This is a genomic window from Mesorhizobium sp. M0145 (genome assembly GCF_040322355.1).
Classification (GTDB): Bacteria; Pseudomonadota; Alphaproteobacteria; order Rhizobiales; family Rhizobiaceae; genus Mesorhizobium.
This window is the reverse complement of record NZ_JAMYTK010000004.1, coordinates 106,421-129,340: the sequence shown is the minus strand read 5'-3', so window position 1 is coordinate 129,340 and position 22,920 is coordinate 106,421. Positions and strand designations below refer to the sequence as shown.

General features: G+C 62.0%; 22 protein-coding genes and 2 pseudogenes. 15 read left to right on the top strand and 9 right to left on the bottom strand.

Features of this window, described 5'->3' with window-relative positions:
- Positions 1–11: 11 nt before the first annotated feature.
- From NKJ28_RS09660 to NKJ28_RS09650, 3 genes are all read right to left on the bottom strand, one after another.
- Positions 12–1,268 carry a sarcosine oxidase subunit beta family protein gene (locus NKJ28_RS09660; RefSeq protein WP_352635228.1) on the bottom strand — a complete coding sequence of 419 codons (1,257 nt, stop codon included), beginning with the start codon at positions 1,266–1,268 and terminating at the stop codon, positions 12–14.
- Between the two features lie 10 nt (positions 1,269–1,278).
- Positions 1,279–2,427 (bottom strand): M24 family metallopeptidase, encoded by a 1,149-nt coding sequence (locus NKJ28_RS09655; protein ID WP_352635226.1) that lies wholly within the window; start codon positions 2,425–2,427, stop codon positions 1,279–1,281.
- Positions 2,428–2,501: 74 nt separating this feature from the next.
- The gene (locus NKJ28_RS09650) at positions 2,502–3,692 is read right to left on the bottom strand and encodes a M24 family metallopeptidase (RefSeq protein ID WP_352635224.1); all 1,191 of its coding nucleotides are present in this window, start codon (positions 3,690–3,692) and stop codon (positions 2,502–2,504) included.
- Positions 3,693–3,929: 237 nt separating this feature from the next.
- Here NKJ28_RS09650 and ehuB point away from each other — a divergent pair, with 237 nt between their 5' ends.
- The 5 genes from ehuB to NKJ28_RS09625 are packed head-to-tail and all read left to right on the top strand — an operon-like array spanning position 3,930 to position 7,742.
- Positions 3,930–4,799 (top strand): ectoine/hydroxyectoine ABC transporter substrate-binding protein EhuB, encoded by an 870-nt coding sequence (ehuB, locus tag NKJ28_RS09645; RefSeq protein ID WP_023717021.1) that lies wholly within the window; start codon positions 3,930–3,932, stop codon positions 4,797–4,799.
- Positions 4,800–4,853: 54 nt separating this feature from the next.
- The gene (gene ehuC / locus NKJ28_RS09640; RefSeq protein WP_352635222.1) at positions 4,854–5,582 is read left to right on the top strand and encodes an ectoine/hydroxyectoine ABC transporter permease subunit EhuC; all 729 of its coding nucleotides are present in this window, start codon (positions 4,854–4,856) and stop codon (positions 5,580–5,582) included.
- Positions 5,579–6,238, top strand: a complete 660-nt coding sequence (gene ehuD, locus NKJ28_RS09635) for an ectoine/hydroxyectoine ABC transporter permease subunit EhuD (RefSeq protein WP_023674259.1) — start codon at positions 5,579–5,581, stop codon at positions 6,236–6,238. The genes ehuC and ehuD overlap by 4 nt, the downstream gene beginning before the upstream one ends.
- Entirely contained in the window at positions 6,235–7,014 is a 780-nt protein-coding gene (ehuA, locus tag NKJ28_RS09630) for an ectoine/hydroxyectoine ABC transporter ATP-binding protein EhuA (RefSeq protein WP_352635220.1), read from the top strand. Before ehuD ends, ehuA begins: the two co-directional genes overlap by 4 nt.
- Positions 7,011–7,742: a GntR family transcriptional regulator gene (locus tag NKJ28_RS09625; RefSeq protein ID WP_352635218.1), complete on the top strand. Its 732-nt coding sequence runs from the start codon at positions 7,011–7,013 to the stop codon at positions 7,740–7,742. Before ehuA ends, NKJ28_RS09625 begins: the two co-directional genes overlap by 4 nt.
- Positions 7,743–7,867: 125 nt before the next feature.
- Here NKJ28_RS09625 and NKJ28_RS09620 read toward each other — a convergent pair whose 3' ends face one another.
- Both NKJ28_RS09620 and NKJ28_RS09615 read right to left on the bottom strand, forming a co-directional pair.
- Positions 7,868–8,299: a VOC family protein gene (locus NKJ28_RS09620; RefSeq protein WP_352635216.1), complete on the bottom strand. Its 432-nt coding sequence runs from the start codon at positions 8,297–8,299 to the stop codon at positions 7,868–7,870.
- A gap of 93 nt (positions 8,300–8,392) precedes the next feature.
- Positions 8,393–8,629, bottom strand: a complete 237-nt coding sequence (locus NKJ28_RS09615) for a helix-turn-helix domain-containing protein (RefSeq protein ID WP_352635214.1) — start codon at positions 8,627–8,629, stop codon at positions 8,393–8,395.
- 27 nt (positions 8,630–8,656) lie between these two features.
- Here NKJ28_RS09615 and NKJ28_RS09610 point away from each other — a divergent pair.
- Positions 8,657–8,902 (top strand): annotated as a pseudogene (locus tag NKJ28_RS09610) (adenylate cyclase); the annotation flags it as partial.
- Between the two features lie 42 nt (positions 8,903–8,944).
- Here the strand turns inward: NKJ28_RS09610 and NKJ28_RS09605 are convergent.
- The 4 genes and pseudogenes from NKJ28_RS09605 to NKJ28_RS09590 all read right to left on the bottom strand — a co-directional run bounded on the left by NKJ28_RS09605 (position 8,945) and on the right by NKJ28_RS09590 (position 11,865).
- Positions 8,945–9,715: pseudogene (locus NKJ28_RS09605) on the bottom strand (tetratricopeptide repeat protein).
- Between the two features lie 276 nt (positions 9,716–9,991).
- The gene (locus NKJ28_RS09600; protein ID WP_502902171.1) at positions 9,992–10,183 is read right to left on the bottom strand and encodes a hypothetical protein; all 192 of its coding nucleotides are present in this window, start codon (positions 10,181–10,183) and stop codon (positions 9,992–9,994) included.
- A gap of 273 nt (positions 10,184–10,456) precedes the next feature.
- A complete protein-coding gene (locus tag NKJ28_RS09595; protein WP_352571209.1) occupies positions 10,457–10,849 on the bottom strand; it encodes a GFA family protein in 393 nt (130 codons plus the stop codon).
- 167 nt (positions 10,850–11,016) lie between these two features.
- On the bottom strand, positions 11,017–11,865 hold the full coding sequence (locus tag NKJ28_RS09590; protein ID WP_023674267.1) for a beta-keto acid cleavage family enzyme: 849 nt from the start codon (positions 11,863–11,865) through the stop codon (positions 11,017–11,019).
- Positions 11,866–11,961: 96 nt separating this feature from the next.
- Between NKJ28_RS09590 and NKJ28_RS09585 the strand changes: the two genes are divergently transcribed.
- From NKJ28_RS09585 to NKJ28_RS09545, 9 genes are all read left to right on the top strand, one after another.
- Positions 11,962–12,867 (top strand): MurR/RpiR family transcriptional regulator, encoded by a 906-nt coding sequence (locus tag NKJ28_RS09585; RefSeq protein ID WP_023674268.1) that lies wholly within the window; start codon positions 11,962–11,964, stop codon positions 12,865–12,867.
- Positions 12,864–14,195 carry an aspartate aminotransferase family protein gene (locus tag NKJ28_RS09580; RefSeq protein ID WP_352635211.1) on the top strand — a complete coding sequence of 444 codons (1,332 nt, stop codon included), beginning with the start codon at positions 12,864–12,866 and terminating at the stop codon, positions 14,193–14,195. The genes NKJ28_RS09585 and NKJ28_RS09580 overlap by 4 nt, the downstream gene beginning before the upstream one ends.
- A 93-nt stretch (positions 14,196–14,288) precedes the next feature.
- Positions 14,289–15,242, top strand: a complete 954-nt coding sequence (locus NKJ28_RS09575; RefSeq protein ID WP_352635415.1) for a TAXI family TRAP transporter solute-binding subunit — start codon at positions 14,289–14,291, stop codon at positions 15,240–15,242.
- 56 nt (positions 15,243–15,298) lie between these two features.
- Positions 15,299–17,899 carry a TRAP transporter permease gene (locus NKJ28_RS09570; protein WP_352635209.1) on the top strand — a complete coding sequence of 867 codons (2,601 nt, stop codon included), beginning with the start codon at positions 15,299–15,301 and terminating at the stop codon, positions 17,897–17,899.
- Between the two features lie 88 nt (positions 17,900–17,987).
- Complete coding sequence (locus NKJ28_RS09565; RefSeq protein ID WP_352635207.1) at positions 17,988–18,893, top strand: DMT family transporter; 906 nt, start codon at positions 17,988–17,990, stop codon at positions 18,891–18,893.
- A gap of 147 nt (positions 18,894–19,040) precedes the next feature.
- Entirely contained in the window at positions 19,041–19,760 is a 720-nt protein-coding gene (locus NKJ28_RS09560) for a FadR/GntR family transcriptional regulator (protein WP_352635205.1), read from the top strand.
- A 51-nt stretch (positions 19,761–19,811) separates the two neighbouring features.
- Positions 19,812–20,786 carry a sialic acid TRAP transporter substrate-binding protein SiaP gene (locus NKJ28_RS09555; protein ID WP_502893778.1) on the top strand — a complete coding sequence of 325 codons (975 nt, stop codon included), beginning with the start codon at positions 19,812–19,814 and terminating at the stop codon, positions 20,784–20,786.
- Positions 20,787–20,930: 144 nt separating this feature from the next.
- Entirely contained in the window at positions 20,931–21,503 is a 573-nt protein-coding gene (locus NKJ28_RS09550; RefSeq protein ID WP_352455843.1) for a TRAP transporter small permease, read from the top strand.
- A 3-nt stretch (positions 21,504–21,506) separates the two neighbouring features.
- Complete coding sequence (locus tag NKJ28_RS09545) at positions 21,507–22,913, top strand: TRAP transporter large permease (RefSeq protein ID WP_352635202.1); 1,407 nt, start codon at positions 21,507–21,509, stop codon at positions 22,911–22,913.
- Positions 22,914–22,920: the final 7 nt, after the last annotated feature.

Sequence of the window (22,920 nt, the reverse complement as noted above, 5' to 3'; positions counted from 1 at the left end):
TGTCCCGCCTCCTATTGCAGCCAGGCGGAAGGGCCGACACCGGCCTCATCGAGCGTGTGGCCGGTGCGGAAACGATCGAGCCCGTAGGCCGCGATCAAGGGATGCGGCTTGCCGGTGGCGATCGTGTGGGCGAAGCACCAGCCGGAAGCCGGCGTCGCCTTGAAGCCCCCATAGCACCAGCCGCCATTGAGATAGAGGCCGTCGATCGGCGTCGGGCAGATGATCGGGCTGGCATCGGGAGTCATGTCCATGACGCCGCCCCAGTGGCGCAGCAGGCGGACGCGCGAAATGCACGGCATCAATGCAATCGCCGCCTCCGCCACCTCGCGAACGACGCCGAGATTGCCGCGCTGGGCGTATGAATTGTAGCCGTCGAGATTGCCGCCGAAGACCAACCCGCCCTTGTCGGACTGGCTGACGTAGAAATGGTCGGCGCCATAGGCGACGACGTGATCTACCAGCGGCTTCAGCGGCTCGGTGACGAAAGCTTGCAGGACGTGGCTTTCGATCGGCAGTTCAAGGCCGGCCTTGGCACCGAGCACGGATGTATGACCGGCAACAGCGAGGCCGACCTTGCCGGCGCCGATCCGGCCTTTCGTCGTTTCGACGCCGACGATACTGTCGCGGTCGCGGAGGAAGCCGGTCACTTCGCAGTTCTGGATGATGTCGACGCCATGGCCGTCGACGGCGCGCGCATAGCCCCAGGCGACGGCGTCGTGGCGCGCCGTGCCCGCCCGGCCCTGGAAGATAGCGCCATGGATCGGAAAGCGGGCGGTGTCGGAAAAATCGAGATAGGGCACGAGACGGCGCACCTCGTCGCGGTCGAGGATATCGGCATCGATGCCGTTCAGCCGCATGACATTGGCGCGGTGGCTGAAGCCGTCGAGCTGATCGGCCGAATGCGCCGTGACGAGCTGGCCGCGCTGCGAGAACATGACGTTGAAATTCAGCGCCCGCGACATGCCCTCCCAAAGCTTCATCGAGAATTCGTAGAACTGGGTGTTGCCATCGAGCAGGTAGTTGGAGCGGATGACGGTAGTGTTGCGGCCGACATTGCCGCCGCCGACATAGCCCTTTTCGAGCACGGCGACGTTGCGGATGCCGTGGTTCTCGGCAAGGTAGAAGGCGGTAGCGAGGCCGTGTCCACCGCCGCCGATGACGATCACATCATAGGACGGTTTTGGCTCCGCCGCACGCCAGGCGCGCTGCCAATTCTTCTGGCCGGACAGCGCGTTGCGGAAAATCGAGAGTGCCGAGTAGCGCGCCATGCGTGCGGGCCTATCGAACGATCGGGCCGGCCGGCGTGCGGGTGAGCACTTCAGCGCCCGCATCGGTCAACAGCACCGTGTTGGAAACGAAGTCATCGCCGCGACCGGTTCCCATCAGCCACGACAGGATGTGGAAGCTCATCCCGGTCTCGATCTCGAGGTCGGAATCGTGCCTCAAGCCCGTCACCGAATTGCCGCCGGTCCATGATGGTGGCTGGCCGGCACCGACAAGGTAGCCGCAGTGATGGCGGCGATAGTGGGAAAGGCCGGCCTCGTCGGCGACGGCCTGCCAGGCGGCGTAGACATCGCGCGCCTTGGCGCCCGGCCGCAACGCCTCGACGACAGCGTTGAACGCCTTGGCGGTCACTTCCGCCATTGCGGCGTCTTCGTCGCTGATGTGGCCGATACGAACGAGCCGGCCGAGCGGGGCGTGGTAGCGCGAGATGCAGCCGGACAATTCGACAAAGACCGGCTCGCCCTTGCGGTAGATCCCGTCGCCCCAGGTCGTGTGTTCTTCACCCAGGCGCGCGGCCGGGCGGATGAACGGTCCGAAGCCCGGCGCATGACCGCCGGCGCGGATCATTGCCGCAACACATTGGGCGGCGACCTCCTGTTCGGAAGCGCCATCCGAGATCGCGGCGATCGCGGCACCGGCACCGGCGTCCGTCACCTTGGCGGCCCGCCGCATCAGCACTTGTTCGTCGGCGCTCTTCACCCGCCGCATCTTGTCGATCAGACCGGAGACATCGCTCCACTTGGCATCGGCTTGCATCTGGAGTGCCACGGCAAGTCCATGGCTAAGGCCGGCCGTCCAGTATTCGAGACCGATCCGCTTGCCGGACAGGCCGAGCTCCGCAAGCACCCGCGCGGCAAGGTCGGCCGCCGTTTCGCTGTCGGAGTGACCACGGAATTCCGCTGCTTTCACCTGCTTCTCGATCGTCACCATTTCCATCGAGCGGGTGACCAGGACGGGTCTTTCCTGGAGCGGAACGATCAGCAGGTGAGGGGCAAAATACCCCCAGTGATCGAGCCCGGTGAGATAGAAGACGTTCTCCGGCGAGGCGAAGACCGCCGCGTCGAGCTCGCGCTCAACCAGTGCAGCACGGACCTTGGCCAGGCGGCCAGCGATTTCGGCTTCGGAAAACGGATTGCGGTCCATCGGGCGTCCTCGTGCTTGTTGCCGGCTTGGTGGCGGGCATGGTCTTTTCGGCAGCCGGTTTCCCGGCCGCCATGTCAGTCGATGACGACGAGTTCGCGCGCCACGTCGCAGAGGCGTTCGCCGCCGCGATCCGTGACGACGAAGGATTCCGAGATGGCGATGCCGAAATCGTCGAGCCAAACGCCGGCCATGAAATGGAAGCACATCCCGGGCTGCATCTCGGTAGTATCGCCGGGACGAAGGCTTGCGGTGCGTTCACCCCAATCGGGCGGATAGGCGAGCCCGACCGGATAGCCGACGCGGCTTTCCTTCTTCAGCCCGTTCTTCCTCAACACTGCCTGCCAGGCGGCTTCCACCTGTTCGGCGGTGTTGCCGGGGCGCGCCTTCTCGAGGCCAGCGTCGACGCCCTCGACGATCGCCTTGGCCATGTCGAGGATGGCTTGCGACGGCTTGCCGAAATGTACCGTCCGGGTCAGCGCCGCATGATAGCGGCGGCGCACGCCGGCGATCTCCAGAATGGCGAGGCCGCTGTCCGGCAGCGGCGCGTCGGACCACGTCAGATGCGGCGTGCTGGTGCCCTCGCCAACGGGCATCAGCGGACAGATCGCGGCATAGTCGCCGCCCGCTCCGGGCACGCCCATGATCTGTGCGTGATAGATTTCGGCAATGACATGGTTCTGCGGCACGCCAGGCCGCATTTTCCCGATGGCGCGGTTCATGGCATGCGTGCAGATCGCACCCGCCTCGCGGATCAGCACCAGCTCGGCCTCGGATTTGACCAGCCGCGCCCAGTTGACGAGATCGTGGTTGTTGGCGAAGTGCGCGTCGGGCAGCCCTTGGATCAGATGGGCGTGGCAGCGCGCCGTATAATAATGCGCGTCCATCTCGACGCCGATGCGGGCTTTTCCCCAACCACGCGACCGGATCAGTTGGGCGAGTTCGTCATAAGGGTGTTCGACGGGCTGTTGCACCAACCGTTCCGAGAACGGCACGATGTTTGTCTCGGGCAGGCCGGTGGTCAGGCGTGCGCTCTTGGCATCCTGCGCCCTGCCGAACCAGATCGGCCGGTCTTCCTCCAGATGGACGAGCACGCACTGCGGAACGTAGAACGACCATCCATCATAGCCGGTCAGCCAGCACATGTTGGCGGGATCCTGACAGACGATGAGATCGAAGCCGGCTTGTTGCATGCGTGTCTTCACGCCGGCGAGGCGCTGCCGATACTCCGCTTGCGTGAATGTCCCGAAGCCGTTCGCGGTCGCCACCGAAATCCTGCCTTCCAGGTACGCCGTTTGCCTTTTGTAAATGGCAACTAGGCCAAATTGTGCACAACTCGACGTCAATTTGCTGGCTAACTGCGAATTATCGCCGAATTTCCATGGTTTCTATATCTCTGCTTGCGAAATGTCTAGGGCAGTTGTATACGTCTGATCTAGCAGGCGTCGACCTCGAAGAAGGCCGCGCCCTGGGAACCATCCACAGTTGTCCAATGGGAGAAAAGCATGCTCAAATCATCGATATCGCGCCGCATGGTCGTGAAGGCGGCTGCCTGCATCGCGCTCGCCGCGACGTCATTGACGTCGTTGTCCGCTCACGCGGAAACCACCCTCGAACGGGCCAAGAAGGACGGCTACATCCGCGTCGGTTTCGCCAACGAGGCGCCGTTCGGTTACGCCACGCCAGACGGCAAGCTGACCGGCGAGGCCCCTGAAGTCGCCAAAGCGGTGCTCGCCAAGATGGGCATACCGCAGGTCGACGGTGTTTTGACCGAATTCGGCTCGCTCATTCCGGGTCTCAAGGCCGGCCGCTTCGACATCATCGCCGCCGGCATGTTCATCACTCCGAAGCGCTGCGCCGAGATCAACTACTCCGAGCCGTCCTACGGCATCGGCGAGGCCATGCTGGTGGCAAAAGGCAATCCGAAAGGCATCAAGGATTTTTCCAGCATCAAGGACAATCCGGATCTCAAGCTTGCCGTGATGGCCGGCGCCGTCGAAGGCGGCTTCGCCAAGGAAGCGGGCGTTGCCGGTGGGCAGATCGTCTCCTTGCCCGACCAGTCAAGCCTGGTCGCCGCCGTCCAGTCGGGCCGCGCCGATGCAGCCGCGCTGACCGCTCTTTCGATCGCCGACATGGCCAAGAAAGCCGACGGCGTCGAATCGACCAAGCCCTTCGGCGAGGTCGCCGGCAAATCGGTAAAAGGTCATGGCGGCTTCGGCTTCCGCAAGGAAGACACCGACCTGCAGGAGGCTTTCAACGCCGAGCTGAAGAAGTTCCTCGGTTCGCCGGAGCATATCGCGCTGGTCGAGCCACTCGGCTTCGGCAAGGATTATCTCCCCAACAAGACCACCGCAGAGCTCTGCGCTGGCAAATAGGTTCCCAACTGCTGGCGGCGCGAAAGCGCCGCCCTTTTTCCTTGGGGGAATCGCATGGGTATCCGTACGCTCGTTGCCATGCTGGTCATCGCGCTTGTCGTGATCGGTGCCTTGGCAACACAGGAATCATATCAAGTGTTTATGCCGGGGCTGCTGCAAGGCGCGGTCCTGACAATCGAGATCGCCGTCCTCGGCAGCCTGCTCGCAATTGTCATGGGCGTGCTTGCGGCACTTGCAAGGATGTACGGCCCGACGCCGCTCAGATGGCTGGCCACGGTTTACGTCGAGATCTTCCGCGGAACGTCGGCACTGGTGCAATTGTTCTGGCTGTTTTTCGTGCTCCCGCAATTCGGCGTCACGATCAACGCATTCGTTGTGGCGGTGCTCGCGCTCGGCCTGAATGTCGGCGCCTACGGATCGGAGTGCGTGCGCGGCGCGATCCAGTCCGTCGCCCGCGGGCAGTGGGAAGCGTGTACGGCATTGAACATGAGCCGCCCACAGATGCTGCGCCGGATCATCCTGCCGCAGGCCTTTGTCGCGATGATCCCACCCTGGGGCAATCTGTTCATCGAGCTTCTGAAATCGACGGCGCTGGTCTCGCTGATCACGCTTTCGGATCTCGCCTTCAAGGCGCAGCAAATGAACCAGAACACGTTCAAGACCATTCCGATCTTCACCCTCGTTCTTTTGATGTACCTGGCAATGTCGCTGGTTGTGACCATCGGCATGCGGCTTCTTGAAGGGCGGGCGTCGCTCGGACTGGCGCGGGGGAAGGCGGCATGATCTGGGATTGGGGATTTGCCCTGGAAATCCTGCCGGTGCTTGCTCGCGCCGCCGTCATTTCCATCGAAGCGACGCTGATCGGCTTTGCGCTTGCCGCCTCGCTCGGCCTGGTGCTGGCCGTTGTCCGCATTGCGGTGCCATGGACCAGCTGGACGATTTCGGTGCTGGTCGAGCTGATCCGCTCGACCCCGCTGCTCATCCAGATATTCTTTCTCTATTTCGTCTTTCCGAAATTCGGTGTCGTGCTCGACGCTTTCACCGCCGGGGTGCTGGCCATCGGCATCCACTACGCCGCCTATTGCTCCGAGGTCTATCGCGCCGGTTTCGACAACATCCATCGCGGCCAGTGGGAAGCTTCGATCGCGCTCAATCTCTCGTCCTGGACGACGTTCCGCGACATCATCATTCCGCAGGCGATCCCGCCGATCGTTCCGGCGCTCGGCAATTATCTGGTGGCCTTGTTCAAGGAAACGCCGTTGCTTTCCGCAATCGCCGTGATGGAACTGATGCAGACCGCCAAGATCATCGGCTCCGAAACGTTCCGCTACACCGAGCCGATCACGCTGGTCGGCCTGTTTTTCCTTGCCATGAGCCTGGTTTCGGCGGCGCTCATCCGCTCCCTCGAAGGGCTGCTCAACCGGAGGACCACCCGATGACTGAACAACCGATGGTCCGCTTCGACAATGTATCGAAACGCTACGGCACGTTAACCGTTCTCGACGGGCTCAATCTCGAAATAGCGCGCGGCGAAAAAGTCTCGGTCATCGGTCCGTCGGGTTCGGGCAAGACGACGGTGCTGCGCATGCTGATGACGCTGGAGACGATCAATGACGGCGTCATCTGGGTCGAAGGCGAGCCGCTGACCCATGTGGAGAGGAACGGCAAGCTTGTTCCCGCCGATCTCGCCCACATCCGCAAGATCCGCGCCAAAATCGGCATGGTGTTCCAGTCGTTCAACCTGTTTCCGCATATGACGGCGATGCAGAACTGCATCGAGGCGCCGATAACGGTGCTCGGAATGAAGCGGGCGGACGCCGAGGCACGAGCGGCCGAGCTGCTGGAGCTGGTCGGTCTGGCCCAGAAGAAGGACCACTATCCGTCACAGCTTTCTGGTGGCCAACAGCAGCGCGTCGCCATCGCCAGGGCGCTGGCAATGCGGCCCAAGATCATGCTGTTCGACGAGGTAACGTCGGCGCTCGACCCGGAGCTTGTCGGCGAAGTGCTACAGGTGATAAGGCAGATCGGGCGCGAGCATGATCTCACCATGCTGATGGTCACCCATCAGATGGGCTTCGCCAAGGAGTTTTCCGACCGCGTTTGTTTCTTCTATCAAGGCAAGATCTGCGAGCAGGGGCCGCCAAGCGAACTGTTTGGTGCTCCCAAGAACGAGCGGACACGGCAATTCCTGCACGCTGTCCTGGAGGCTGGGTGACGATCGAGACAGAGGCCAAGCCGCCTACGACGGTGACCGCCGCGCCGCCGCGCCCGCTCTCCGCGCGGGAGCGGTTCGAGCGCATCTACCGGATATTGCGCGACCGCATCTGCCTGCTCGATTATGCGCCGGGAAGCCACCTTTCCGAGGAAGAACTTGCCCAGGAATTCGAGATCAGCCGCACGCCGGTCCGGCGCGTGCTGGCGCGCCTTGAATCCGAGGGTCTGGTTCAATCCGTCCACGGCGTCGGCACGATCGTCACCGACGTCGACATCGAGGAATTGCAGCAGGTCTATCATCTGCGCCTGGAGCTGGCGCTCCTCGTCGGCAAGCTTTCGCCGATCCCGCGCACGGCGGACGACCTCGACCGGATACGGGCGCTCATCGCGCGCTGCGATTCCGATATACTCAGTCCCGACCAGCGCGCTTTCCTGCGCCTCAACATGGATTTTTTCTACGAGCTCACGGCGATGACCGGCAACCAGCCACTGCGCGAGATCAGCGAGCGCCTGTATTTTCAGGTCGCGCGCGTCGTCCTGAAGCTGATGCCGCAATTGGGCCTTGTCGAGGAATTCACCGCGTTCCGCCGCGAAATGGAAGAGGTCCTTGCCGCCGCTGAGATCGGCGACTGGGAGTCCATCGGGCACATAAGGCGGGCGCATATCTCAATGAGCTTCCGCCGCATGATGCGTCACGCAGGCGAGGCGAATCTGGATAGAGCTACATAATCAGCGCTTAAGATTGTGCCGGTGGCCTGCCGTCGAACTTGCCTAGTTGCCAGGGAAAGCATGGCCGCCCGCCCGGTGCCGACAGAATTTGCCGGCACCGGCGAGACTGCAGGCCGGCGCCGCCCTTAAAGAGGATTCTCATTCGGTATGTTGGCGGGATTCCAGACAACCTCCCATAGGTGTCCGTTCGGGTCGCGGAAGTATCCGGCATATCCGCCAAAGAACGTGTCCCGGGCAGGCTTGATGATCTCGGCTCCGGCGCGGGCGGCCTCATCCATCACTTGATCGACTTCTTCGCGGCGCACAACGTTGTGGCCGATCGTGAACGAGGTCGAGGTAATCGGCGCCTTGGGCAGGCCGGTGTCGTAGGCGAGGTCGTCCTGAGCCCAGATCGCGAGTTTCAACCCGCCGGACAGCGTGAAGAACGCGACGGCGCCATGCTCGAACTCGCGGCCGATGATCCCTTCCGTCGGCAAGCCGAGACCGTCGCGGTAGAACGCGAGAGAACTCTCGAGGTCGGCGACAGCGATGGTCAAAACCGAAATGCGCGGTTTCATGGCAGTCTCCTTCGGTTGTCGGAGACACCAGAATAAAGTCGGGCGACCAGTGAAGACTTGAACAAAACGGCCAATGAAGAGCGCGACGTCGTTTCACCCGTTCTGCAGCAGGTGATGTATCTGTCGCGGGGTGCTTCCCGTCAGGCGTCGGCTCTCGCGGACAAGATGCGCCTGGTCGGCATAGCCCACCTCGGCTGCCAGCATGGCGGTGGAGCTGTTGGACTGGCTCGAAAGCCGCAGAAAGCGCTGGTAGCGGAGGATACGGTCAAGCGTCTTGGGGCCATAGCCGAAGCTCGTGTCGAAGCGCCGGCGCAACGTCCTTTCGCTCATCTCGAGCGCGCATCAACCAAGGGACGAGCGGCATTGTCCGACATCGCGGTCCTGGCCGGGCGGGTTGAGGAGGGTCTTGAGCACATTCGCAAGGCGTTTCGGCTGAATCCGTTGCCGACAAATTGGTATTATCTGGCGCTCGGCCAGGCGCAATATGCAGCCGGCGAATACGAAGCCGCTGTCGAGACACCGCGCCGGGACGAGACTTATCGTACAAGCTCACGCCGTTTTCCGGCGGCAAGCCTCGCCCAACTCGGGCGGCTCGACGAGGCCCCTCAGTTGATGCTTGATAACTATTTATAGATCGCGGACTGCTTACGGTGACGTTTGGGTTTTTGGCGACATACGGCCAAGTGCCTCTTTCGCCCCTTGGTAACCTTGTGCAGCAGAGCGCTTTAGCCACTCCATTGCAAGCGATGTGTCAGTCTCAACTCCAACACCCTTCAGATACATCAGACCTAGATTATATTGTGCCTTCGCATTATTTTGCTTTGCAGCCTTATTATACCAAAGGAACGCAAGGTTTAAGTTTTTATCCGTATCTGTTCCACTTAGATATATCGCACCTAAATTAACCTGAGCGTCGACGTTCCCCTGTTCTGCGGCTTTGGTGAGCCAAAAAATGGCGTCATTGCTGCTTTTTGGCACACCTTTACCAATGAGGTACACCTATCCGAGGTATTGCTGAGCTTCAGGTATTCCTTGTGTCGCTGCGCCATGCCAAAGTTCAGCTGCTTTTGCGTCGTCTCGCTGAACTCCCTTCCCCCAAGAATACAGAAGGCCGAGATTGACCTGTGCTACGGCCATATTTTGCTTCGCCGCCTTCGTCCACCATTCCGCAGCTTTGGAGTAATCCATCGGAACTCCGAGCCCTTTTGAGTACAGGAATCCCAAATTGAACTCAGCGATGGCGTCACCGTTTTCAGCAAGCTCTTTCCATTCGTTGTATGCAACTTGGTAATTACTCGCCTTGAAAGCAGCTTCCGCCTCAATAGCACCCCCTTGCGACGCAGTAGGAGAAAACAGAGCAATGACAAAAAGCAGACCCGAAAACCACAGAGATACGACAAACCGGGTTGACTTCATCATCTTGCCTCCGCTTGGCGACACATCTCCCGACCCCATGAGTTTGGCCGCCTGAACTCGGCGCGAATGACGAAAGCCGTGATTTAAACATTGCCGCTTACCGCTCATGGAACGCCCCATCAGTCATCTCCATCAGTGGATCGAGGAGGAATTCTAGCACGCGCCGGTCGCCAGTCTTCACTTCCGCCAGCGGCCCGGCGGCATCGCGCGTGGCGTCTTGTTTCGCGCTTGGCGCCTGCTGCACTTGACCAGCCGGTATCGCGTCATTGGACACCCTCAGAACCTTGCCATGCAGTGTACCGTAGGGAGTAAAGGGGAAACCTCGAGCTTGACGCGCACCTCCTGCCCTTCATGCACAAAACCGTTGTCGCGGTTGAGCAGCATCGCCTCGATCTCGAGCGCCGTGCCATCCGGCACGATGACCATCAGCTTTTGTCCGGTCTGCACCACTTCGCCTAGCGTATTCACCTCCAGCTGCTGCACGCGGCCGGCGACCGGCGATTTGAGCAGGCTGGAGCGCTCGAACAGCTCGGCCTAGCCAGATCCTGTTGCAAGACCCCGATCGAGCGGTCGACCTCGATCAGTTCCGTGGCGACCTTGTCGAGATAGGCCTCGCGGCGCGCGTTTCTGTGTGCCAAGCATCCTTATCGTCGCTTCGCGTTCAGCGATATGGCCCTCGTCAGACACCGCTGCCATCAGCTGGTCCTGCTCGCGCCGGCGCCGTCGCACCGTTCGTGCGACCTATTCCTCAAAGCGACCCGTGGCGTCACGATCGCGCTCGTATCGTCTGGTGAGCGGAAACGGCGGCAACCAGGACTCGCGTCGGATGATCCAGCTTTCGTAGGTTGGCATCAGTTGGTCAGGCGCATCAAGCGACCCTAGGTTTACTTCGATTTCGTCTGCGGTGCGTCCGAAAATGGAGGAGCCGCAGCGGGGACAGAAAAACCGCCCGGCGTAGTCGCGTGTTTCGCCGTCGATCGTCACCGCATCCTCAGGAAAAATCGCGGAAGCGTGAAAAAGGGCGCCATGATGCTTGCGGCAGTCAAGACAGTGACAAAGGCCGACCCGGTATGGGCGCCCCGACGCGATAATTCGGACGTTGCCGCACAGGCAACCGCCGGTGAATCGGTCCATGCTGCGTCTCCTCCAAAATCAAGCGGCCGGAATGGTTACAACGACCGGCACTGTTGTTGCAATCGCCGCGCCGCGGGCGGGGACACGTCGTTCTTCCGTGGCGATGACATTGCAGCCGCCTCTCTATGCCTTGCGCGAGCTTGCCGCCGAAAATAGGCTTTGGTTTGTCATATGGAACGAAACGGCGCGTTCCATTGAGCCGCCAACTCGGCGGCCGAGGCGATCTTGACGCCGCAGTCGGCGAGTATGCGTGCGACGGTCGCTACCAGTTCGGCGTTGGACGAGGCTATGCTGCCGTCCGGAAGGAAAAGATTGTTTTCGAAGCCGACCCGGACATGGCCGCCAAGCAACGCGGCGGCGGTCACGCACGCCGCTTCGTTGCGGCCGAAGGCGCAGACGCTCCAATGGTCGAAGCGCGGCATGTTCGCCGCAAGGAATGGCAAGAGATCGGCAGGAACGGACGTCTGTCCCGGCGTGTAGCGGCCCAGCACGTAGAGAACCGGTATGCTTGCCCAGGGGATCAGTCCGCGCTGCTGCATGTCCGAAAGCCTGACGGCCTCCTCGGGCGAATAGAGGATGATCTGCGGCGCAACCCCCTCGGTGTGCAGCCAGGCCATGAAGCGCACAAAGGCGAGTTCCGATCCGGCATCAGGAACGATTTCGCGAAGCGCCAGCGAGACAGCTTGCGGCTTTACATCTTGTACGACGGCCATCTGTTGGGCCGGCGAATAGATACCGAGCGCTTCGGAGGTGATCTGGATTACCAAGCGGTCGCCGGCAGCACCGCGGATGGCGGCGATCGCCTGGCGGTAGGCGTCGGCGTCGAGCAGATGATTGTCGCTTCTGTCACGGACATGAACGTGGATCATAGCCGCACCGGCATCGGCGCATTCCGCGGCCGTCCTCGCAAGTTCGGCTGGTGTCAGCGGAATCGCCGGATGGTCGGCCTTGCTGCGACGTCCCCCGTTCGGGGCGACGGCTATGGCGATGCGGTCGAGACCATGGGGCGGCTTCATGGGAACGTTCTGTAAGTGACAAGATGCATATGAATCAGTCTTTGATCACACTGAAACAGACGTTGCAATCGCTGGTCTGGCGAGCTAGCAATATCCATGGACCAGGAAGAGCTTGCTGGACAGATCGTCACTGCCTTCGACGGCATGTCGGCGCAGCTTCGGTCCGCTGCGCGCTATGTCCTTGATAAGCCGTATGATGTCGCGCTGTTGTCCATGCGCGAGCAGGCCCGGCACGCAGGAGTGCAGCCGGCGACGATGACGCGGCTGGCCCAGCATCTCGGCCTTGATGGCTACGAGGCGGTACGCGATATCTACGCCGCCGCGATCCGGGACGGCGAAATCGGTTTCGCCGGCAAGGCGGGCCTTCAGGTGGCCAGCCAAAAGCTCAAGGGCGACCACGCGCTGGCGGCCGATATTCTGGATTCGATTTCCAGCCAGCTTTCCCATCTCGCCGAAGGCAGGTCGATCGACCGTCTGGTCGAGACGGCCAGGGCGCTGAGTGCGGCAAGGCGCGTCTATTGCCTCGGCCTGCGCTCGAGCCACGCAGTCGCCTGGCATCTGCATTACATCCTGTCGCTGATCGGCGAGAAGTCGGTGCTGCTGCACGGCATCGGCGGAACCGATGGCGACGCTCTGGCCCATGCGACCAAGGACGACGTGCTGATCGCCGCCAGCGTCCTGCCCTACACGCGCTTCACCATCGAGCTTGTCGAGTACGCTGCCGGCCGCGGCGTACCGGTCATTGCGATCACCGACAGCGGGGTAGCGCCCTTGGCGCTGCTTGCCGATCACCTAGTCGTCGTGCCGACCGGCAGCCCGTCCTTTTTCCACACCATGACGCCAGCTTTCATCGTTGCTGAGGTCCTCGGTGCTCTTGTCGCAGGGCAGGCAGGCGAGGGCGCCGTTGAGTCGCTGCGACGTTTCGATGAGCAGGGCGCCGCTCTCAAGACCCATCTGAACCAACGTCCGCCGAAGAAAATGCCCATGAGGGACCGTCGATGACACACATTCTTCATCGAACCATCCACTCGACGCTGCCGGTCGCCATTCGCGGCCAAGGCATCGAACTGTTCGATGCCGAGGGCAAGTCCTATATCGACGCGTCGGGCGGCGCGGCCGTGTCCTGTCTCGGCCACGGCCATCCCGACGTGATCGCTGCACTGCACACCCAGCTTGACCGCATCGCCTACGCCCACACCAGCTTCTTCACCACCGAGGTGGCGGAGCGCTTGGCGGATCGGCTGGTCGAGGACGCGCCGAAAGGCTTGGACCACGTCTATCTAGTCAGCGGCGGCTCGGAGGCGGTCGAGGCCGCGCTCAAGATGGCCAGGCAATATTTTGTCGAGAAAGGCGAGCCGCAACGGCGCCATCTCATCGCACGCCGGCAGAGCTATCACGGCAATACGCTCGGCGCTCTCGCCACCGGCGGCAACGAATGGCGGCGCGCCCAGTTCAGGCCGTTGCTGATCGAGACCCACCATATCGACCCCTGTTACGCCTATCGCTATCAAAAGCATGGCGAAAGCGACGAAGCCTATGCGGCGCGCGCCGCCCAGCAGCTCGAAGACAAGATCCTTGAACTCGGCCCGGACGAGGTCATCGCCTTTGTCGCCGAGCCGGTGGTGGGTGCCACGCTCGGCGCGGTGCCGCCGGTCGCGGATTACTTCAAGCACATTCGCGCGATTTGCGACCGCTACGGCGTGCTGCTCATTCTCGACGAGGTGATGTGCGGCATGGGCCGTACCGGCACGCTGCATGCGTGCGAGCAGGACGGCATCGCTCCCGACCTGCTGACCATCGCCAAGGGACTCGGCGGTGGCTACCAGCCGATTGGCGCGGTGCTGCTCGGCCGGCATATCTTCGATGCCTTTGCCCAAGGCTCGGGCTTCTTCCAGCATGGGCATACCTATATGGGCCATCCAATGGCAGCGGCGGCCGGCCTTGCCGTGCAGGAGGTCATCCGGCGTGACGGTCTGCTCGACAACGTCAGCGCAATGGGCGCGCAGCTGGACGAACGCCTGCACCAACGCTTCGATAACCACCATCACGTCGGCGACATTCGCGGGCGGGGTCTATTTAGGGGAATCGAGCTGGTGGTTGATCGCGCCAGCAAGGAACCATTCGACCAGAGGCTTGAACTCAACGCCCGCATCAAGCGCGAAGCAATGGCCCGCGGCCTGATGATTTATCCGATGGCCGGGACGATTGATGGTGTGCGGGGCGTTCATGTGCTTGTGGCGCCGCCATTCATCATTTCCAAACAGGATATCGATCGGATCGTCGAACGGCTCGGTGAGGCGATCGACGCTGCGATCGCTTCAGCGGCCTGACCCGCACGACGCGGACCGCCTCAACCAGTTCCAACGCGTCATCGGCGACGGGCCGGGACACCCACCAGAGAGGTAGCAACCATGTACAGTTCAATGAAAACCCTGATCGGCGCGGCGGCCTGCATGCTGCTGGCGCTGCCATCCGTCGGAGCCGAGCAGCGCTTCGTCACGGTCGGCACCGGCGGGGTCACCGGCGTCTACTATGCCGTCGGCGGCGCCATTTGCCGGCTGATGAACAAGGACCGGCAGAAAACCGGCATCCGATGCTCGACGGAGTCGACCGGCGGTTCGGTCTTCAACGTCAACTCCATCCAGACCGGCGACCTCGATTTCGGCTTGACCCAATCGGACGTCCAGTACCAGGCCTATGAGGGGACCGGAAATTTCGACGGCAAGCCGTTCAAGGATCTGCGGGCCGTGTTCTCCGTCCATCCCGAGCCGTTTACCGTGCTGGCGCGGCCGGACGCCGGCGTCACCAAATTCGAGGATTTCAAAGGCAAACGCTTCAACGTCGGCAATCCCGGGTCAGGCACCCGCTCGTCCATGGAGGAGTTGCTCAAGCAGATGGGCTGGACGCTCGGCGATTTCTCGCTTGCCGCGGAGCTGAAGGCGGACGAGCAGGGCAGCGCGCTGTGCGACAACAAGATCGACGGTTTCTTCTACGGCGTCGGTCATCCTTCCGCCGCGATCCAGGATCCGACCACGGCCTGTGGCGCCAAACTCATCCCGCTGACCGGTCCGGCAGTGGACGCGCTGTTGGCAGCTCATCCGTACTATTCAGTCGCCACCATCAAGGGCAGCATGTACGCCAACAATCCGGACGACGTGACGACATTCGGCGTCCGCGCGACAGTGGTGACGAATGCCAGCACGCCCGATGAGGTGGTCTACGAACTGGTGAAGTCGGTCTTCGAAAATTTCGACGACTTCAAGAAACTGCATCCGGCTTTCGCCAATCTCGATCCCAAGGAGATGATCAAGACCGGTCTGTCGGCGCCAATGCATCCGGGCGCGGAGCGCTATTACAAGGAGAAGGGCTGGCTCTGAGGCCTTCAATGCGAGGCGCCACAGGCGCCTCGCATCGCAAATAATTGTGGGGAACGATGACAGATCAAAGCCAGCGGGCGGCAGGGCCTGACCAACCCGTTATCGACATTGACAAGCTTAGCGAGATCGTCGCCGAGGCCGACACCGGTGGGCGCAAGCCGACCGGCCGCACCGCGAAGCTGATCCTCGGCGTATCGCTGGCATGGTCGCTGTTCCAGCTCTGGTATGCCTCGCCCCTTCCGTTCATGCTCAATTTTGGTGTCGTCAGCGACGGCATCGCCCGCTCCATCCATCTGGCCTTCGCCCTGTTTCTGGCGATGCTGACGTTTCCGGCCTTCAAGACCTCGTCGCGCAGCCGGGTGCCGCTGCCCGACTGGGTGCTAGGCATCGCCGGGGCGGCGTCCGCCCTGTATCTGTTGGTCTTTTACAGCGATATCGCCCATCGGCCGGGCCTTCCTACTACGGCTGACCTGGTCGTCTCGATCGCCGGCGTCCTCATCCTGCTCGAGGCCGCCCGTCGCGCCGTCGGGCCTGCCATCACCGTCATCGCGGCGATCATGCTGATCTATATCTTCGCCGGGCCTCACCTTCCTGGCCTGCTCGGCCACAAGGGCGCGACGTTATCGCGCGCAGCCTCGCAGATGTGGCTGACGTCGGAGGGGGTCTTCGGTGTTGCCCTCGGTGTGTCCACCAATGTCGTCTTCATGTTCGTTCTGTTCGGAACATTGCTGGAGCGCGCCGGTGCCGGCGGCTTTTTCATCCAGCTTGCCTTCTCGCTGCTCGGCAAATACCGCGGCGGTCCGGCCAAGGCCGGTGTCGTCGCCTCCGGCCTGACCGGCATGATTTCCGGCTCGTCGATCGCCAATGTCGTGACCACCGGAACCTTCACCATCCCGCTGATGCGTCGCGTCGGATATTCTGCGGTGAAAGCCGGCGCCATCGAATGCGCGGCCGGCGTCAATGGTCAGTTGATGCCCCCGGTGATGGGCGCGGCCGCGTTCCTGATCGCGGAATATGTCGGCATCTCCTATGCCGAGGTGGTCAAGCACGCCTTCTATCCGGCGCTGCTGACCTACGGCTCGTTGTTCTACATCGTCGATATCGAAGCGATGAAGACGGGGATGAAGGGCCTGCCGTCACGCAGCACGCACTCCGCATTTCAGGGTGCGCTGCGCGGGCTGATGGGCATATGCGGTTTCATCATCCTCGCAGGGCTTGTCTATTACGGCATTGGCTGGACGAAGATCGTTTTCGGCGCGGCCGCGACCTGGATGATCACTGCCGCGCTGATCGCCGTTTACATCGGCCTTGTCGCCTACCGGGCGCGTTATCCCGACCTGCCGCTGGAGGATCTGGAGGGCGAGATCGTCAGGATTCCCCACTTCGGCGAGACGGCGCGCACCGGCCTACATTTTCTGCTGCCTGTGATCCTGCTGATCTGGTGCCTAATGGTGGAGGAGTTGTCGCCCGGCCTGTCGGCATTCTGGGGCGCTGTCGCCCTTATGGCGCTGATCGTCACGCAGCGGCCGCTCACCGCCTTTTTCCGCAAGGACCGCGCGCTGGCGCAGCATTGGCTTCACGGTTTCGACGATCTGGTCGGTGGGCTGTCCGCCGCCGCACGCAACATGACGACGGTCGGCATTGCCACTGCGACGGCCGGCATCATCGTCGGCACGGTTCTGCTCACGGGCATCGGGCTGGTAATGACCGAGCTGGTCGAATTCATCTCGGGCGGCAGCTTCATCGTCATGCTTTTGTTCACCGCGGTGATCTGCATCATTCTCGGCATGGGCATGCCGACCACTGCAAGCTATGTCGTGGTCGCCACCTTGATGGCGCCGGTCATCGTCGATTTGGCGGCGCAGAACGATCTTGCCGTGCCGCTGGTCGCCGTCCACATGTTCGTTTTCTATTTCGGGCTGATGGCGGACGTGACGCCGCCAGTGGGCCTGGCGGCTTATGCTGCTGCGGCAATTTCCGGCGCCGATCCGGTGAAGACCGGCATTCAGGGCTTCAAGTACGAGATCCGTACCGGCCTGCTGCCGTTCATCTTCATCTTCAACACCGGACTGCTGATGATCGATCTCGAAGGTCCGTTCGATTTCGTCGCGATGGTGGTGACATCGACGCTGGCCATGGTCTCGTTTGTAGCAGCGACGCAGAATTGGATGCTCGTGCGCAACCGCTGGTACGAGACGATTGCGTTGCTTGCGGCCTGTTTCATCTTGTTCAGGCCGGGATTGTTGCTCGATCAGGTGAGTGAACCGTATCGGGCAGTACCCGCCACCGAACTCAGCCGTATCGTCGACGAGACCGCCGAGGGAGGCGCGGTTCGCTTGCGCCTGACGACACTGAACCTCAACGGCGATGAGATATCGAAGCTGGTTCGACTGCAGCTCGGGCCTGCAAATTCATCGGCCGAACGCCTGAAGGCGGCGGGCCTGGACGTCAGTGCGCTTGGCGATAGCGTGACGGTCGGCGTCGTGCGACTGGGCAGCCAGGCGGCCAAATTCGGCCTGCAGCCCGGCGACGAAATCAACCAGGTGCTAGTCCCTGCGGAACGGACGTCGCGCTATTGGTTCGCCATTCCGGCTCTGCTGTTGCTCGGTCTCGTCGTCTGGGGTCAGAAGCGGCGAAGGCGGGCGGTTGGTCTGTAAACGTCTTGTGAGCGGAAGCGTCTTGGCCAGCATGTCGGTAACCAGAGAACCAAACGACGCCCCGGAGCCGGCTAACGCGGAAATGCGCATGGCGACGCGCGACCGCCCCTTCGAACCCGTCGACTACGGGCTTTACGCGCTGACGGTCATTGCCTGGAGCGCATCGTGGTTCGCGATCGAGCTTCAGGTCGGCAGCGGCGTGTCGAACGAGGTCAATCTGGTTTGGCGCTTCGCCATCGCCACGCTGCTGATGTTTGCCTGGGCAGGTTTTTCCGGCCGGCGGCTCCGCTTTTCGATCACCGATCATTTGCGCTTTGCTGTGCTTGGCATCCTCATCTTCTCGTCGAACTTCCTGTTTTTTTATTATGGCGCCGGCTATCTCGTCAGCGGCTTGCTCTCGGTCGTCTTCTCGCTCGCCTCGGTCATCAACATGCTGCTCGGTGCCTTGGTCATCGGCGAGCGCCCGGCGCCGCGCATTCTCGCCGGCGGCATCATCGGCTTCGCCGGAATAGCGCTGATGTTCTTTCCCGAAATCGCTGCCAACGGGCTTTCCGGCGGTACGTTGGTGGGCCTTCTTCTGTGCCTCTGCGGCACGCTGAGCTTCTGCGCCGGCAATCTCGTCTCCGTCGCAAACCAGCGCCGCGGCTTGCCGCTCGTTTCAACGAGCGCCTGGGGCATGCTTTATGGCACTCTTTGGTCGGCGTTCCTGGCCTTCCTGCTCGGTGAGCCGTTCGTGTTCGCGACGACTGCCTCTTATATCGGCTCGCTGGTCTTCCTCGCCGTCATATCGACGGTCATGGCTTTCGCCGCCTACCTGACGCTGCTCGGACGCATTGGCGGCGCCCGCGCCGGCTATGCGACTGTCATATTTCCCGTCTTTGCGCTTTTGATCTCCACGGCGCTGGAAGGCTATGCCTGGACTGCGTACGCGATCATCGGGCTCGTCCTCGTCGCCGCCGGAAACGTACTGGTCATTCGCGGGGGACGGCGCTGACGCATGCAATGCTTGCGCAGTGCCGCCGCGTTCCGGTTGTGCGGGCCGCGGTTCTATCGAGCTTGACTCTCCGCATCCTCTGTCTAAGCTGCGGTCAATGGGTCAGACCAATGTACCAGGGTTGGCCCGGGAGGGAACTAAACGCTCATGCCGATCCAGGCCGTTGAACCACGCCGGCTTTACCGACAGGTCGCCGATCAGCTCAGGCAGCTGATCGATGCCGGCGAGTTTTCCGTCGGCGACCGCCTGCCGACCGAGCGGGATCTGGCCGACCAGCTCGGAATTTCCCGCCCGACAGTCCGTGAAGCGCTGATAGCGCTGGAGGTCGAAGGCCGCATACGCATCCGCGTCGGCTCGGGTATCTACGTCCTCGATCCGCCGAGCGCCGCCGCCTCCGAACCCGAAGTCGAGGAAGGCCCGTTCGAGCTGTTGCGCGCGCGCGAATTCGTCGAAGGCGCGATCGCCGCCGAAGCGGCCCTCCATGTCCGGCCTGCAGATATCGAACGGCTCGACGACGTGCTGCGCCGGATGGAGGCCATGCGTCACCCCAACAAGATGACCATTGCGCTCGACCGGGAATTCCACACCGCTGTCGCCGGCATTCTCGAGAACGCGGTGCTGGTGCGCTTCATCGGCGAGCTTTTCGACCAGCGCATGAACCCGTACTTCGAACGCCTGTCGATCTATTTCGAGACCAGCGATTCCTGGCAGGTCGCGGCAAAGGAACATCGTGCCGTGCGCGATGCAATTGCCGCGCGCGACCCCGAGCGGGCCAAGGCCGCCATGCAGCAGCATCTGCGCCAGTCGCAAATCAGATTCTCACGCAATTTCGATGAGAGAGCCGCAGCCAAGGAGGTTGCGGAATAGCAGTTGGCCGGGGGGAGATCCGGCCGTCAAGTTCAACCAGGGAGGAATTAGATGCTGAGAAAATACGCAGTTCTGCTCGGTGCGATCGCCGCAATTGCCATACCCATGGCGTCGGCCTCGGCGGAAACGGTCCTGAAATGGGCACATGTCTACGAGACGACGGAGCCCTTCCACACCGAATCCGTGTGGGCGGCCGACGAAATCAAGAAGCGCACCCAGGGCCGCTACGCCATCGACGTCTATCCGGCCTCGCAGCTTGGCAAGGAAGCGGACATCAACCAGGGCCTGATGCTCGGCACCGTCGATATCATCATTTCCGGATCGAGCTTCGCGGCGCGCGAATATCCACCGATCGGCGTCACCTATTTCCCATACACTTTCCGCGATGCCGACCATCTGCTGAAATACACCAAGAGCGACGTCTACAAGGCCCTGACCAAGGGCTATGAGGACAAGACCGGCAATCACATCGCCGCCACCACCTATTACGGGACGCGGCAGACCACCTCGAATCGGCCGATCGCCAAGTGCTCCGACATGCAGGGCCTGAAGATGCGCGTTCCCGACGTGCCGGCCTATCTGGCCATGCCGCGTGCCTGCGGCGCCAACACGGCGCCGATTGCCTTCGCCGAGGTCTATCTGGCCCTGCAGAACGGCACGGTCGAGGCCCAGGAGAACCCGCTGACCACCATCGAGGCGAAGAAATTCTACGAGGTGCAGAAGAACATCGTGCTCACTGGCCATATCGTCGATCATCTAAACACCATCATATCGGCGTCGCGCTGGGCCTCGCTTTCCGATGAGGACAAGAAGATCTTCACCGAGGTGATGCAGGAGGCTGCCGCTCGCGCCACCGCAAAGATCGTCGCCCGCGAAAAGGAACTGGTGCAGGTATTCAAGGACCGCGGCATCAGCGTAACCGATGTCGATCGTGCCGACTTCGAGAAGAATGTGCTGGAGAAGGTCACCTTCGAGGAGTTCGGCTACAACAAGTCCGATTGGGAAGCGATCCGCGCCATCAAGTAGGGCACCGGGAAATCGGATGCTTAATCAAGAGGATAGAGCGGCAATCGGATTTGTTGCTTTAACCTAGCCTTCCGTCCGGCTCCAAATTGCGCCGGACGGCCTTTTCAATCCTTGACGACCCACCAGCTTCGGGAGCCCGCGCCGATGGCCGAGGAACACCACACCGAGATCACCGTCGAAGAGATCGCGCACGCCTTCGAGGAGGTGCCGGTACACGTCGACCTGTCGGACCACGGCATCGAGGACTGGATTACGCTTGCCGTTTTCTGGGGCATGGTCGTCTGTGTCTTCCTGCAGTTCTTCACCCGCTATGCGCTGAACAACAGCCTTGCCTGGACCGAGGAGATCGCCATCAACGCGCTCGTCGTCGTCGTTTTTCTGGGTGCCGCCATGTGCGTGCGCCTTTCGCGCCATATCCATGTCGACGTGCTTTACCACTATCTGCCGGAGCGCGTCGGTCGCTGGCTGGCGCTCGCCGTCGATGTTATCCGCATCGCATTCTTCGCCTACGGATCCTGGCTGATGTGGCGCTACGTCACGATCGTGGCGCATGAGCGCATGGTCACCGTCAACCTGCCGCGGCGCTGGTTCTTCTACGCCGTACTGGCGGGCTTCGTGCTGATGCTTCTGCGCTCGATCCAGGTCTTTATCGGCAATTACCGGCGCGGCTATTCGGTACTCGAGCGTCCTGGTGCGTTCGAGACGGCGGGGGTCTGAGCGATGCTGCTTCTGGTCGGGGGCTTTCTTGTCCTGATGCTCATCGGCGTGCCGGTCGCCGTTTCGATGGCGGCCGCGTCGATCCTTTACCTCGTCATCTACGGCGTCGCGCCCGATATCATCGCGGCCCAGCGCATGATCGCCGGGGTGGAGAGCTTTCCGCTGCTCGCCGTGCCCTTCTTCATTCTGGCCGGCAACCTCATGAACATCGCTGGCGTCACCGGGCGCATCTATTCCTTCGCCCTTGCCCTGGTCGGCTGGATGAAAGGCGGCCTGGCGCAGGTCAACATCATCGGATCGGTGATCTTTTCCGGCATGTCGGGCACCGCGCTCGCCGACGCCGCCGGCATCGGCACCATCGAGATCAAGGCGATGAAGGACCACGGCTATCCTATCGACGCCGCGGTTGGCGTCACCGCCGCTTCCGCCACGCTCGGGCCGATCTTTCCGCCCTCGCTGCCCTTCGTCATCTACGGCATGATGGCCAATGTCTCGATCGGTGCCCTGTTCATGGCCGGCATCCTGCCCGGCGTGGTCATGACCGTGCTGATGATGATTACGGTTGCCATCTTTGCCTACAATCGCGGCTGGGGTTCCGACACGCCTTTCGAGCTTCGGCGGCTCGCCGAAGCGGCGGGCGAGGTGCTGGTGGTGGCTGCCTTTCCGATTGGCTGTTACGTGCTTGTGCAGCTTGGCCTGTCGATCAACATCGCGGTCGGCATCGCGCTGCTGGTGCTGATCGCGGCGGACTGGTATTTCGATTTCTCCGCGGTCATGGCGCTGATGACGCCGGTCATCCTGATCGGCGGCATGACGATGGGGTGGTTCACGCCGACCGAGGCGGCGATGGCGGCCGTGATCTGGTCGCTTTTCCTCGGGCTGGTGCGCTACCGCACGATGACGCTGCGTTTGCTTGCCAAGGCGAGCTTCGACACAATCGAAACGACCGCGTCGGTGCTGTTCATCGTTACCGCCGCATCGATCTTCGCCTGGCTGCTCACCGTCAGCCAGGCGGCACAGCTGTTTTCGAACTTCATTTTCGCGCTCACCGAAAACAAATGGGTCTTCCTGATCCTGGTCAACATCCTGATGCTGGTGGTCGGCTGCTTCCTCGATACGATCGCCGCGATCACGATTCTGGTGCCAATCCTGCTGCCGGTCGCCGCCGTCTACGGCATCAACCCGGTGCATTTCGGGCTGATCATGACGCTCAACCTGATGATCGGCCTTTTGCACCCGCCGCTCGGCATGGTGCTCTTTGTGCTGTCGCGCGTCGCCAAGCTCTCGGTTGAGCGCACCACCATGGCGATCCTGCCGTGGCTGGTGCCGCTTATCGTGGCGCTGCTTCTGATCACCTTCATACCCGCCATTACGCTTTGGCTGCCGACCGAGATGGGACTGATCCGGTGAGCGGCCA